Below are 13,435 nucleotides of genomic sequence, written 5' to 3' on the forward strand. Positions count from 1 at the left end.
GAGTATTAACTCTTTATAGAGAAGATAAAGGAGTCTATCAACATGCAAAATACGCTAAAGCCCGTTATCGTAAAAAATGTTGTGATTGGCGAAGGCGCACCTAAAATTTGTGTTCCGCTCGTAGGGGAGACAGTTGAACAGTTAAAAGAAGAGGCTGATTTTTTAAAAACTCAGGATCTTGATGTGATTGAATGGCGTGTCGATTACTTTGAACATGTAGAAGATACCGAGAAAGTGAAGGAAGCTCTAGCAGAAATTCGTTTGATTCTTCCATCCGAGCCGATTATCTTTACGTTCCGCAGCGCAAAAGAAGGCGGAGAAAAAGAAATCAGCACTGCTTATTATGTAGAATTGAATCAAGTCATTGCAGCAACTGGACAAGTAGATATGGTGGATGCGGAGCTGTTTACAGGGGATGCAGAAGTAAAAGCAATTATAGAGGCAGCACATAAGCATAATGTCTATGTGATCATCTCAAACCATGATTTTGATAAAACACCTTCTAAGGAAGAAATCGTCTCTCGTCTTCGCAAAGCACAAGAGCTCGGCGGCGATATTCCGAAACTGGCAGCGATGCCGCAAAGTGTCTCTGATGTGCTCATGCTGATGGAAGCAACTCATACCATGAAAGAAGAGTATGCAGACAGACCGATCATTACCATGTCTATGGCGGGCAAAGGGGTGATCAGCCGGATCGCGGGTGAACTGTTTGGTTCTGCACTCACATTTGGATCTGCTAAAAAAGCATCCGCTCCAGGTCAGGTACCTGTCGGAGAACTTCGTAGTGTGCTGAACGTGCTGCATAAACATATGTAATTGGGTAACGAAAAAATGTTTGAGCCTTTTTGGGTTCAAGCGTTTTTTTGTTTAAAGGTAAATTATGGTTTCATTTAAATTGTGTGAAACATTATAATTCATTCTGCGTCTTAACTTAGGGCCAAGGTTTTTTTTGACGTAGCCTTAAAAATATCACACACCTAGAAGGAGACAGAATGAAACAAATGAAGCGTGGTTTACTAATTGTATTTACGATTTTAGGGCTGCTCTGCTACCCGTTTTCTGGGTATGCTCAAGCCGATGAACTCAACTTTGAGGATCTTTTTAACGAGGCGGTTATCCTTTCCATCGGTAGTCCAAACGCCATCTATGATACGGAAGACCGTATTATTGACGAAAATAACTATAATATTGTGCCTTATGTAAAAAGTCAGCGAACGATGGTGCCGCTGCGCTTTATTAGTGAAAGTCTTGGTGCACGTGTTGCCTGGAATCAGGCGACTTCTACTGCAACCATTACTCTTGCGGGAAAGGAAATAAAGATTACACTGGGCAGCAAGACCATACTTGTGAACGGGAAAAAGACAGCACTTGATGCACCGGCGGAATATAAACAAGGCCGGACGTTTGTGCCCATTCGTCTAATTAGTGAAACACTCGGCAAGAAGGTATTTTACAGTCGAGGAATGATTGTAATTAGTGAGAAATCAATTCTACATCCGACTCAAGATGCCGAGATAGTAGATTATTTAAAATTTATTTTAGAACCGTACAATAAAAGTCCTTACTCAGGCAAAAACCTAACGAATCAGCAAATCGCAAGTTTTGAGCAAAGTGTTGTTCTATTAGAAGCACTGGATCGCAGCGGTGAATCTACCGGATTTGGAAGTGCATTTGCGGTAGGTTATGGTCTGTACTTAACGAATTATCACGTTATTAATGAAGCAAGCAGTTATGTTATCTACACAGGAAAAGATCAAGTGTATGAAGCAGCAGGCGTTGTAGCTGTGGACAAGACTAATGATCTGGCTTTAGTAAAAGCAAAGATTCGAACAAATGTACCTCCGCTACATATGGGTTCCACGCAGAACTTGGCGAAAGGACAGGCGGTTGTTGCCATTGGTAATCCGGAAGGACTGCAAAACACCGTTTCAACGGGAATAATTAGTGGGCTTCGTGTAATTGATAACCAAAGTTTAATTCAATTTACAGCACCGATTGCTTCAGGTAGTTCGGGTGGAGCACTATTTAATAAAAAAGGAGAAGTGATTGGGGTTACTTCTTCCGGTATAGATGAAGGGAATTTGAATTTTGCGGTCCCTATTGATTATGCGAAATCATGGATCAGCAAATATAATGCAATGACATTTTCAAAAATAGCAGTATTAAATCAGGATCAATTCAGAGAACCCTCGAATGGATCTGGAACAGATGCGCCGGAAGAAAACCCCAAACCTCCAGCAGTTACACTGACAGGGAATGTAAGTGTATTAAATGAAGTTATACAGGAAGCGGTAACTGATCCATCTAGGCCAGTTGTCTATGCCATTGATGACAGTGAATCCACCATTATTTGTTACGATCTCACGGAGAAGAAAGTGATCAAGACTTCAACTCCATTTAGCAAGGCACCGCGGAAACTCGTATATGCAGGTGGAGAACTTTACGTCATTTTTAGTGATGGAGAATACAGTCCCTACCGGTATGATGGAGAGCAAGGCGGAACCGTGAGAGTACTTGATCCATCCACATTTCAAGTAATAGAGGAGTGGGATGTAGATATTGACCCTTATGATATTGTGGCTGATGAGTCGGGTCATGTGTATCTTACTTCAGGTTCCGGTCAGTGGACATATATTAAAAGTTATGACAGGACGACCAAGAGAGAACTTTCTTCGTCTCGCGTATATCACCAAACGAAAATCATGATGCATCCATCAGAGAATCGAATTTACTCTATTACTACTCCGTTAAGTCCGAGAGATATGGATGTGTTCCAGCTCACGGATGGGAAGATCACGACCACCTATGATTCTCCTTATCATGGAGACTATAAATTGTCCACGGTATTTGGGATTACGCCAGATGGTAAATTTATTGTGAACGGTGCGGGTTCTGTGTTTACGGCTACGAATAATAAAACGAGTGACATGAACTATGCCGGTACGATGGATAAGTTTGATATCGTTGTTGCGAATAAGAATCATACAGAAAAATTCTATACAGCAACAAAAAATGTGATTAACCAAGTGGATACAATGACGCTATCCACGACGAAAACATACAAGACACAAGGAACCATCGTAAAACTGCTGATGACAGATACTCAGCTCATTGCGATTACGAAGGTAACTGTTACTGGCTCAACACTAACGAAGAATGCAGTTGAGGTGGTTACGAAACTCTAGTATTCTAGAGTGCGCCAATGAAATGGTGCATCAGACGGTGAACAAGCTAGCGTAAACTAGTTTGTTCACCGTCTTTTTCTTCTTTTATTACCTTCCGATCAGGCAAGCGATAATCCGCAGGAAGTTTGCTCATTAAATCTGCTAGAAGTTCGGAAGAAATCGGCAGATGAGGAAGAGAGAAAGTGGATGATGTACTCAGAGGATCTATTCGTGCGTCGCTTCTGTTTTTTTTCATATCTGTCTTCTCGTCTTGCCCACGCTCCGACGTATGATCCTTTTTAATGTAACGCTCATAAACCGCAAGGGTGTCCTCCGCCTGCCGTTCCAGTGAACGGTATTTACGTGCCCAAGTACGCGCCGCCGCTCCGACACGGGTCCTTACTTTAGGATGTGTGAGAAGGTAGTCTAGCTTGCGGGCAAGAGCGGCAGCATCGGAAGGAGGAATGATATATCCGGTCTTGCCCTCTACTACCATATCCGGCATACCGGCGGTATCTGCCACAATGACGGGAATGCCTGCAAGCTGCGCTTCCGTGACAGAGAAGGGCTGAGTATCCTGTAAACTCGGCTGTACATAGATATCTACGTTCTTTAGGAACGAAGGCACATTAGTAACCATACCCCAGAATTTCACATGATCAGTTAATCTTTTTTTCTTCGCTTGTTCTTTAAAAAGAGAGCCCATACTTCCTTCCCCGGCAATCCAGATGACAAAATCCCCTCTGTACTTTTTCAGGATCGCGGCTGCTTCAAGTAGTACATGAATTCCTTTGATATATTCCAATCGGCCGGTAAAAGCAATCACCTTCTTGGTAGAAGGTGCGGGATATGAAGTTTGTTTTGCTGCAAGCTCATCATATTGAATCAGGTCTACCGCATAAGGAATTCGGCTGAATGCAGCGGGAGGTGCACCCAATTGCTGCATTAGCTGCTGAATCCAGCTTGATGAGACGATAAATCCATCAGATGCAGCGATGCCGAGTTGTTCCATCGTCTTATAGTATTTTCCCAGCGGGGTACGTAAATAATCTTCTTTACACGCATCAGAGTTCATCTGCAGTTCATCGAGATACCCTTCTAAATGCAGTGAACCATGATAGCTCGTGATAAGTGGAACTTTGCGCTTCATTACACGGGAGATAGCGTATGCGCTAATCGGGTCTTGAGCATGAATCAGGTCATAAGATTCGGTTCCTAAATAAGCAATTCCAAGTTCATAGGCATACCGATTAAGTTCCAGATAAGCAAGATAGGGGTCTGCATGAAGGGCTGGGACTTGATTCGTAGAGAGCTGTGAACGCAGGGTGGGGAGGACTGCTTTTTTTTCGAATAACCACCCTTTTTTTAATATATATACGGTCTCTTTCTGCATATCGGTTCCGATGACATCGACTTCTATTCCATGTTCCGCGTACCACTCCGATAACTGCCGAATATAGGTCCAGATTCCCCCAAGGTTCTGTAGTCCCCAGAAGGTTGCCATGAGTATTTTCATGAAGAAGTGTGCTCCTTCCTTTTAAAAAACAGCCAAGGCGTTCATCATTTGGCGGAACGAATGGGCATAAGCATCCGGGGAAAATTGAGAGACGAGATACTCACGGCCTGCCTTTTGAATCTCCGTACGAATCGTATGATTGTTCATCAGTTCCAGCACCTCGTTTGTCCCCTGTTCAACTTGACCAAGGGGATAAAATTTACCGGTTTGGTTATGTGTAATGAACGCTCTTACACCGTCTGAATCCGTGCTGACCACAGGACATTCACAGCTAATCGCCTCAGCCACGGCATATCCAAAGCCCTCCATAATCGACGTAGAAATCATAACTCCGCCTGATCTCGCTACCATGGAATAGTACATAGGCATCTTGGAGTGTGGAACATTGCTGAAAATACCGATTTTATCCTCTAAATGTAACGTTTTTAATGTTTCGTAGAACTGCTGTTCATCTGCTGAAAAAGCAAGGGTAGGATCATGAAAAAACCATAGTCTTGCTTCCGGTTTTTCTTGGATTACACGGTGACCAATGTGGAGAAATTCTCGCCAGTTTTTATTAAATTCGAGACGACCGACCCAGAGTAAAGCTGGATAGGGTGGGATGTCGGTTTCAAGCGGGGCAAAGCTCGTTGTATCGAGCATTCCTTTAATGATAAATAGGTGCATAAACGGGCACATGTCCAAAAAAAGCTGATGAAGATGGGTGGTTGGGGGAATAAGAACAGCGTCTGCGTAGGCTTGCAGATAAGGGGAAGCCATTTCGATGGTCTCCACAGCCGCTTCTTTTGTGCCGAGTCCCTGTGCTTCAAAGATGATTTTTCCTTTGTAATGAAGAAAAACACGGAGCCGTTCCAGCATATTAATATCCGAAGTGGAAATAACAGCATCATATTGCTGTTCTTCTAAAAGCGCACGAATCTCCTCATTATCTGACATGGTAAACACCGTACCTGTAGTATTCTGGAGTCCGGTGCCTGACATGAGATATAAGGTATGTGCTTCGATACCATGCTGTTTCAAGGCTGCACAGCGCAGCCGATTGAGCGTCTCCACACCGCCGCTCGGAATAAAGAAAGTAAATAGTACTTTCAAGACATACCCCTCCCGTTACATTTGATAAGATAAGGTACGTATAACATGGGGTAACGGTGTGGGTGGATAGGTGTTAGTTCACAGTTTAGACAACTTTTTTTAAGGATTCTTTTAGATTCATTTAAGAATCGTTTATTGTTATCAGGCTAGACTGGGAATAACCGTTAATGAACGGAGAAGAGAAGCAGAAAGGATGAAGTCTTTTGCTGAAACTAGATCAAGTAAGTAAAACTTACAATGGTCAAAGAGGGGTTCAGAATCTCGATTTCTCCATGGAGCGGGGAGAGATTGTTGGTTTTCTGGGCCCGAACGGAGCAGGGAAAACGACAACCATGCGAATGATTACCGGCTATTTAAGACCAACCGAAGGCAAGGTTCTCCTAGATGGAATGTCTGTACATGAGCAGGGGAGAAAAGTTCGTTCTCGTATCGGATACTTACCAGAGACACCCCCGTTATATCCAGACATGACCGTACTAGCTTACTTGAAATTTGTTGCGAAATTACGTGACGTGCCTGCAAGGGAGCAGAAGTACAGAATAGATGAGATGGTAAGCAGACTTGGACTAATCGGTAGAGAACAACAGATGATTCGGAGCTTATCCAAAGGATATAAACAGCGGACGGGACTCGCAGGAGCCATTATCCATAAGCCGGATCTACTGATTCTAGATGAACCTACGTCTGGACTAGATCCTAATCAGATTATGGAGATACGAGATTTAATCAAAGAGTTAGGAGAGAATCACACTGTATTACTAAGTACACATATCCTCCCAGAAGTGAGTGCTTTGTGCAGCCGAGTTCTCATTATTAACCAAGGAAAACTGGTACTGGATGGTTCACCTGATTCGATAGGAAATTCAATGGGAGATGCATTTGAGGTTCACCTTACGGTAAAAGGAGAAGCAGAACATATACTTCCTATTCTAACTTCTTGGGGAGAGGAGCAAGAACACACGATTACTCTTGGTATGCATCATCAATCAGAAGGGATTTTACAGCTGCAGCTAAGCACTCCATCTCGTTATGATTACAGAGAGGAACTCTTTCACAAACTTGCTTCTGAGCATATTCCTATTCTAGAAATGAAGAAACAAGATCAGACACTAGAAGAAGTGTTCCAGAAACTGACGATGACGGAAATAGAAGATGACAGTGAGCTTTTAAGCAAGGAGTCTGGGAAAGCCAAGAAAGAAGGGAGGAAGCGGAAATGAAACGGATGATGGCTATTTTTTATAAAGAACTTCAGTCCTATTTTCTTGCTCCCACTACGTATTTTGCTTTTGCTATTTATGTATTGTTGTCGAGCTTTTTGTTCTTTATGAGCTTTGTCTATTATCAGCCTAGTATTGTTGACTACCGGCTTGTGCTGGGAGATACCGTATCCTTATTAATTTACATCGTGCCTCTGCTGACGATGCGTCTCATTGCGGAAGAATTTAAGCAAGGAACCGATGAACTATTAATGACTTCACCAACGAGTGTAACCGAAATTGTATTCGGAAAATATTTGGCGTCCTTGGTTATTTTACTGCTTTTGATTCTATGCAGTCTGACCTACCCGCTTATTATGTCCTTGTATGGTGATATTAATGAAACGACGGTATGGCTATCCGCACTGGGTCTCTTTTTAATGGGTGCCTCTATGATGGCAATTGGGCTCTTTGCGTCATCCTTATCCCAACATCAGATGGTATCAGCGGTGGCTGGCTTCATTATATTACTTGTGCTGTGGATGATTGATTCCTTTACTGGTAGCAGCAGTACAATAACAGCTTGGCTTTCCCCATTTTCCTTGTCTAATCGATTTGCGAATTTCACTAAAGGTGTGATTAGTGGACCTGATGTGATTTTCTATCTTACATTAGCCGGTGTTTTCCTGATGCTCAGTATTCAGGGCATTGAGCGGAAACGGTGGAGGTAAGAAGGATGAAAAAATGGATGAATCATACGAACAGCGGAATTATTTCCGCAGCGATTATCGGTATTTTTATTTTGCTGACGTTATTTATCAATTCACTCGGAGGTTTTCAGCTCGATTTCTCTGAGGGAAAGCAGAACACGTTATCAGAGCAAACAAAAGAAGCAGTTAAAGGGATTACGGAAGATACCCGAGTGCTGGTGTTCACGGTTAACAGCTCTAGTGACGAATTATTAAACCGGGAAGTAACTGATTTGGTTGATGAGTACAGTAAGCTGAATAGTAAACTCAAAGTTGAAAAATACAATCTTGAATCGGAACCTGTACTGGCTCAGCAATATGGACTGAACTCAAGTTCCATTGTCATTTTACAAGGGGACAAGCAGCAAATTGTGTCGATGATTGATTTATTCTCTTCTGGGGAAAATGAAGGTTCTTATTTGTTCTCAGGAGAAGAAAAATTAACACAGGCACTTCTTTCACTTGAATCGGATGAAACACATAAAGTAGCCTTTTTAACCGGACATGGAGAACTTGAACTGTCTGCAACCACAACGCTGCAAACCTCACTGAACCAGAGCAATATGGAGACAACAGAAATCACTTTATCGGAAGATACTGCGGTACCTGAAGATACGGATGTCTTGGCTATTTTGGGACCGCAAGAAGATCTGAGTGACGCAGAATTAGAGCAGGTTCAAAACTATATGGATCATGGGGGCAAGCTGCTCCTCACGCTTGGTTTTCACGAAGATATGGAGAGCCAGTGGAAAAATATTGATTATCTAATGAAACAATATGGAGTGGTAGATGAACATGCCATTATGGTGGATCAGGAATCTTCCACGACAAATGGACCTTTGTGGTCCATGCCTCAGCTTGAATCACATGCGGTTACAGATAAATTAATTCAAAATCATCTTCAGCCGGTCTTTAGTTTATCTCTTGGACTTAGCGCTGAAACACAAGATAAATGGATGGTAACGTCTATTCTGGAGTCCTCAGACACGAGTTATGGGGAAACGGATATAACAGGACTTTTGGAGAATGAAACGAATAATGATACGAAAGAAGATTTGCAAGGACCCGTCAAATTAGGTTATGCCATAGAAACGACGGATGGTAATCCGAAAGCCGTTATTTTAGGTGCGACTACTTTCATGCAAGATTATGAAATTGGAAGTGGGGGGAATCGAGATTTTGTCCTCAATACCATTAATTATCTTGCAGAAAAAGAAAATGGCTTGACCATTCGTCCGAGGGAGCAGATGGGATATGAACTGGCTTACTTGACACAGGCGCAAGGTTCCACGATTTTCGCGATTGCAGTAATCGGCATGCCCCTTATTTTTGTTATCCTTGGTGCTTTACTATGGTGGAGGCGTAGAAAAAAATGAAGAAGTTTATTCCGACGATTCTTTTGTTAGTTGTGCTGGCGGGGATGTGGGCTTTCGCACACTCCCAGAACTATTTTCAGGAACAAGCGGAACCGGAAAAACTAATGGGCACAGATGTGATAGATCCCGCAGCAATTACTTCATTTCGTATTGTGAACAGTGGTGAAACCACTGAAATTACCAAACAAAATAACGAGTGGGTTATGACTGCCCCTGAAGCGTATCCTGTGAATAGCTATGCGGTTGATGAATGGCTTGAAACGGTAACCAATGTGGATCTTGCCTCCGTCGTAGAAGAGAATCCGGCAGATCTAGAGAAATATGGACTTTCTCTAGATGATCAGGGGATTACAATTACAACGGAAGATGGCGGTACGGTTGAGATCGCCCTTGGAAATACTCTGCCCACAGGAAATAAAGTTTACGCACAATTAGGATCAGGACAAGTGGTAAGTATTGCAGAAACGACCGCATCGAATCTCCTGCTAAGTCCTCTACAGCTCATGGATACTACTCCTTTTGAATGGGATAATGATCAGCTTGTATCTCTTGAATGGGAGAGCAGTGATATTTCATGGGTTTTAAAACAGAAGGAAGAGGAAGAAGGGAATACGGCGGCCTGGACCTTAAATGGTGAAAGCGTAGAACTCGCCGATGCGGATTCGCTGATGAATCAGCTGAAGACAATTGCTACTGATCAAGTGCTGCAAAAACCTAAGCAAGGAGTAGCTTCTGTTTCTTTTACAGTAACTGCTGAATTAAAGGATGGAACGACCCGGGTATATCAAGGGCTGACCGATTCCTCTGACGAAGGTATTTATTATGTGAAAACGAACCAAGACATTACACTTGCTTATGTTATTTCTGCTGATGCAGTGGATAAGGTAACTGATAAAGCGAAAGATTTACGGAATGGACCGAGTAAAACAGAAGAAACGGATACAACAGAATAATAAAAGAAGCTCGAAGTCACCGCTTATATAGTGGGATCTTCGGGCTTTTTTTAATGGCGTGTTCCATATCCTTTCAGCATAAGGCTGTAGTGCTTCGCGCATGCTAAAGGAGTGTTATAACAACTTCAAATTGAAGCGGAGGATGAAACATGCCAGGAATGAATAAAACCAAAGCGGTTACCCTTTCTTTATCTGCTGCAATTCTTATGATGTCAGCCCTAACCGGTTGTGGATCTACGGCGGATGATAATGATCAAGGAGTGAAAACGAACAATGTCCGTAATTATGGGTCGGATATGAACCGCAACGCTCGTAATGGTATCAACTACGGAATTAATGGCATTAATCCGGACCGGGCTAGTGTACATCGTACAACAAATCTTTCTGCAAATAGTCAAATGACGAAAGCGATCTCTGATATGAACGGAGTGGGACAGGCTTATGTTTTGCGCACTGATCATAATGCTTATGTTGCGGTATCGCTCAAAGAAGGCGTACAGCAACAAAGCACAAGACATCATAATAACCGAAATCAAATGAATCAAAATGTAGGCAGTTTGGGTGCAAATGATGTAGGGACAAGAGCTCCTTATACAACAAGCGGTATTGCCCCAGGTCTGCGTTCCAACGACTATTCTCAGAGTAATATGCTAGGTGATAATGACAATGGTCCACGTGGTGCAGGCGGCATCTTTAACCCGAATAATGTTACTATGAACAACCAAAGAGGTTCAGGAACGTCCAGCAGAATGAATAACAACAACCAAGCAGAAGAACAAGTTACAGATGAGTTAAGACAAAAAATTACGAAGAAAATTAAACAAATGGATCCAAAGGTGAAAAATGTATATATTTCAGCAAATCCTGATTTCATGAAGCGCATTCAAGGATATGGATCTGATCTGAGAAATGGGAGACCAATCAGCGGTATGGTGAATGAGTTCCAGGTGATGATGGACCGCATTTTCCCGGCTAGAACGAATTCTAATCAACAGTAATTGAGTAGAAATTATTATTGATTTTATTAAGTTATGAAGAAAAGGCGTTGTCTAAGGACAGCGTCTTTTCTATATGAGAGTCATGAGTTTGTCTGGCTTGCTTTAACATGTTTAAGCTGGGCAACAATAATAACACTAATGATAACTAGAAGAAACCAGGAGCTGATTTTACTAAAACTGACCAATTGCCAGGATTCATGCTGATCAGGGTATTTCCAACCATAAAAAAATGTAGCTATATTTTCAGCAGCCCAAATAAAAAAGCCTACAATCATAAAAGCAAGCGTTAGAGGCATTCGGTAGGTTACAGTCTTTACCCGATAAATGATCCAAGTTTTCCAAAAAACAATAAAGACAAGCAGTGTCAGCCACCAACGAAAATCGGGTATAAAATGATGAGTGAAAAAATTGAGGTAAATGGCTCCTCCTAACAATAGCGAAGGAAGAAGCCCAGGCCATCCAGTCATGTCCATGCGCAGCCTCCGCCATATTTGACACATAAAGCTTGCAACACTTGCATACATAAATCCGCTGTAAAGCGGTACTCCAAATAGCTTAGTATATCCAGGTTCGGGGTAAGCCCATGATCCCATCCACACCTTATAAATCTCCAGTACCAATCCAATGATATGAAATATACATATCACTTTTATTTCGTCAATAGTCTCGAGTCCACTACGGTACATGAGGAACTGCACTCCGAGCAGTATAAGTAGAATGGCGTCATAACGATAGAGGAAGGGGATCTCTATTACACTAGTGAGGGCAAGCGTAATAAAGATGGACACTGGGAAAATACAGCTCATCGCTTGATGATAACCAAAATGTAATAGTTGTACTATTGGTTTCATGTCTTGTATATCTCCTTTCTATTTGAATACAAAGGATCGTTCATTCTTAGCGTACGTATTGAATAATTTTCTTTCTGTTATTTATTAATATATAGGTGAAATTGATTGGGAAAAAGAGAAAATACTTTGACTAAATGTTCTTATTTTTCTAACCATAGGAGATAATTTTAATTCTATTTTTTAAAAGTGTTGACTTTAAATAGGTATTACATCATAATAAGGAAAATTACATAACAAACTAAAAGCTTTGATGGAGAAAAGTAATTCAAATACCTGCTTACAGGGAGGAAACGCCGAAGATTGAGAGCGTTTCTAGGGGAATGGTATGAATGAAGTTCGCTCTGGAGCTGTCCCTTGAAACCATCTGTTGGTAAGTAGAGGTGTACCGGTTTAACCGTTATTCATTAAAGTGAGAGCTTTCTCTTTGTTTTTTTCAAGGGGGCTCTAATATAGGGTGGTACCGCGGCTCCTCGTCCCTTTGAACGAGGGGCTTTTTTGTATTCTATTAAGGAGATAATGGTTCTATTTACAGTGATATATTTATATAAGGCTCGGTAGCTCAGTTGGTAGAGCATAGGACTGAAAATCCTAGTGTCGGCGGTTCGATTCCGTCCCGAGCCATCCCCAAAAATAAGGCTCGGTAGCTCAGTTGGTAGAGCATAGGACTGAAAATCCTAGTGTCGGCGGTTCAATTCCGTCCCGAGCCATTTATGAACTTGTTAAAAACAAAAAACGACTCAGTAGATGAGTCGTTTTTCTTATAATGAAGTTTAAAATATAGAAATGAGTTCTTTCGTATAAGAATGTCGTTGATCTGAGAACAATTGATCACGGTTGAATTGATCTACAATGTTCCCTTCCTTCATAACCATGATCCTTTGACTCATTTGATGCACAGCGGCAAGATCATGAGAAATAAATAAATAAGAGAGATCCAAGGTATTACGAAGTTTTGTTAATAAGTCCAGGACCGCACCTTGGGATATGACGTCTAAGCTGGCGGTTGGTTCATCAAGTACAATAAGTTCCGGCTCAATACTGATCGCACGAGCAATGGTGACACGCTGACGTTGTCCGCCGCTTATTTCGTGTGGATATTTGCTTGCTATGCTCTCTGGCAGTTCCACTGCTTCAAGAAGCTGCTTTACAAAGGCTTCTTTTGAAGTATAGGAGAAGTGTCTTAACTTGAGCTTCTTACGATATACATCGAAAGGATCGACTAAAGAATCTTTGATTCTTAGCTTGGGATTCAGAGCCGCGGAAGGATTTTGGAATACGATTTGCATCTTTTGGCGGTAAGGATGTAATTGACGCTCATTAAGATGCTCTATCGCTGTATTGTTGAATTGAATTGAACCTTCATCTATAGACTCAATTCTTAGCAAGCAGCGGGCAAGCGTACTCTTGCCACAGCCGCTCTCACCTACGAGTCCAAGACACTCTCCTTTGGATAGTTCAAAGGAGAGGTTATTTACCGCTAATTTCGCTTGTCCTTGATATGATTTTGTTACATGGCTTACCGTAAGCAACTTCATACGAA

At 42.0% G+C, this 13,435-nt stretch carries 11 protein-coding genes, 2 tRNA genes and 1 other annotated feature; of the genes, 9 read left to right on the forward strand and 4 right to left on the reverse strand.

The genetic code is table 11. The features are described 5' to 3' along the window. The first annotated feature begins 42 nt into the window (after nt 1–42). Nucleotides 43–816, forward strand: coding sequence for a type I 3-dehydroquinate dehydratase (gene aroD / locus ACWPWY_RS23200; protein WP_454193841.1), 774 nt, complete (start codon nt 43–45; stop codon nt 814–816). Between the two features lie 176 nt (nt 817–992). Further along, a complete protein-coding gene (locus ACWPWY_RS23205; RefSeq protein ID WP_454193842.1) occupies nt 993–3,185 on the forward strand; it encodes a stalk domain-containing protein in 2,193 nt (730 codons plus the stop codon). Nucleotides 3,186–3,231: 46 nt separating this feature from the next. On the opposite strand, the gene ACWPWY_RS23210 is transcribed toward ACWPWY_RS23205, so the two are convergent. Both ACWPWY_RS23210 and ACWPWY_RS23215 read right to left on the reverse strand, forming a co-directional pair. Then, complete coding sequence (locus ACWPWY_RS23210; RefSeq protein ID WP_454193843.1) at nt 3,232–4,680, reverse strand: glycosyltransferase family 4 protein; 1,449 nt, start codon at nt 4,678–4,680, stop codon at nt 3,232–3,234. Nucleotides 4,681–4,701: 21 nt separating this feature from the next. Continuing rightward, complete coding sequence (locus ACWPWY_RS23215; RefSeq protein ID WP_454193844.1) at nt 4,702–5,772, reverse strand: glycosyltransferase family 4 protein; 1,071 nt, start codon at nt 5,770–5,772, stop codon at nt 4,702–4,704. A 203-nt stretch (nt 5,773–5,975) separates the two neighbouring features. Between ACWPWY_RS23215 and ACWPWY_RS23220 the strand changes: the two genes are divergently transcribed. The 5 genes from ACWPWY_RS23220 to ACWPWY_RS23240 all read left to right on the forward strand — a co-directional run bounded on the left by ACWPWY_RS23220 (nt 5,976) and on the right by ACWPWY_RS23240 (nt 11,044). Further along, on the forward strand, nt 5,976–6,989 hold the full coding sequence (locus ACWPWY_RS23220; protein ID WP_454193845.1) for an ABC transporter ATP-binding protein: 1,014 nt from the start codon (nt 5,976–5,978) through the stop codon (nt 6,987–6,989). Further along, entirely contained in the window at nt 6,986–7,699 is a 714-nt protein-coding gene (locus tag ACWPWY_RS23225; protein WP_454193846.1) for an ABC transporter permease subunit, read from the forward strand. The genes ACWPWY_RS23220 and ACWPWY_RS23225 overlap by 4 nt, the downstream gene beginning before the upstream one ends. Before the next feature lie 5 nt (nt 7,700–7,704). Then, a complete protein-coding gene (locus ACWPWY_RS23230; protein ID WP_454193847.1) occupies nt 7,705–9,093 on the forward strand; it encodes a GldG family protein in 1,389 nt (462 codons plus the stop codon). Next, nucleotides 9,090–10,046 (forward strand): DUF4340 domain-containing protein, encoded by a 957-nt coding sequence (locus tag ACWPWY_RS23235; RefSeq protein ID WP_454193848.1) that lies wholly within the window; start codon nt 9,090–9,092, stop codon nt 10,044–10,046. The genes ACWPWY_RS23230 and ACWPWY_RS23235 overlap by 4 nt, the downstream gene beginning before the upstream one ends. 149 nt (nt 10,047–10,195) lie before the next feature. Then, entirely contained in the window at nt 10,196–11,044 is an 849-nt protein-coding gene (locus ACWPWY_RS23240) for a YhcN/YlaJ family sporulation lipoprotein (protein ID WP_454193849.1), read from the forward strand. A gap of 80 nt (nt 11,045–11,124) precedes the next feature. Here ACWPWY_RS23240 and ACWPWY_RS23245 read toward each other — a convergent pair whose 3' ends face one another. Then, nucleotides 11,125–11,895, reverse strand: a complete 771-nt coding sequence (locus ACWPWY_RS23245) for a DUF817 domain-containing protein (RefSeq protein WP_454193850.1) — start codon at nt 11,893–11,895, stop codon at nt 11,125–11,127. A 238-nt stretch (nt 11,896–12,133) separates the two neighbouring features. Further along, nucleotides 12,134–12,376: a binding site (T-box leader), on the forward strand. Between the two features lie 67 nt (nt 12,377–12,443). Between ACWPWY_RS23245 and ACWPWY_RS23250 the strand changes: the two genes are divergently transcribed. Together ACWPWY_RS23250 and ACWPWY_RS23255 are read left to right on the forward strand one after the other, a co-directional pair. Beyond that, nucleotides 12,444–12,516: transfer RNA gene (locus ACWPWY_RS23250), tRNA-Phe, on the forward strand. 13 nt (nt 12,517–12,529) lie between these two features. Beyond that, nucleotides 12,530–12,602 (forward strand) — tRNA-Phe (locus ACWPWY_RS23255). Nucleotides 12,603–12,665: 63 nt separating this feature from the next. Here the strand turns inward: ACWPWY_RS23255 and ACWPWY_RS23260 are convergent. Then, nucleotides 12,666–13,430: an ABC transporter ATP-binding protein gene (locus ACWPWY_RS23260; protein WP_454193851.1), complete on the reverse strand. Its 765-nt coding sequence runs from the start codon at nt 13,428–13,430 to the stop codon at nt 12,666–12,668. Between the last annotated feature and the right edge of the window lie 5 nt (nt 13,431–13,435).

The organism is Paenibacillus sp. Marseille-Q7038 (assembly GCF_965111595.1).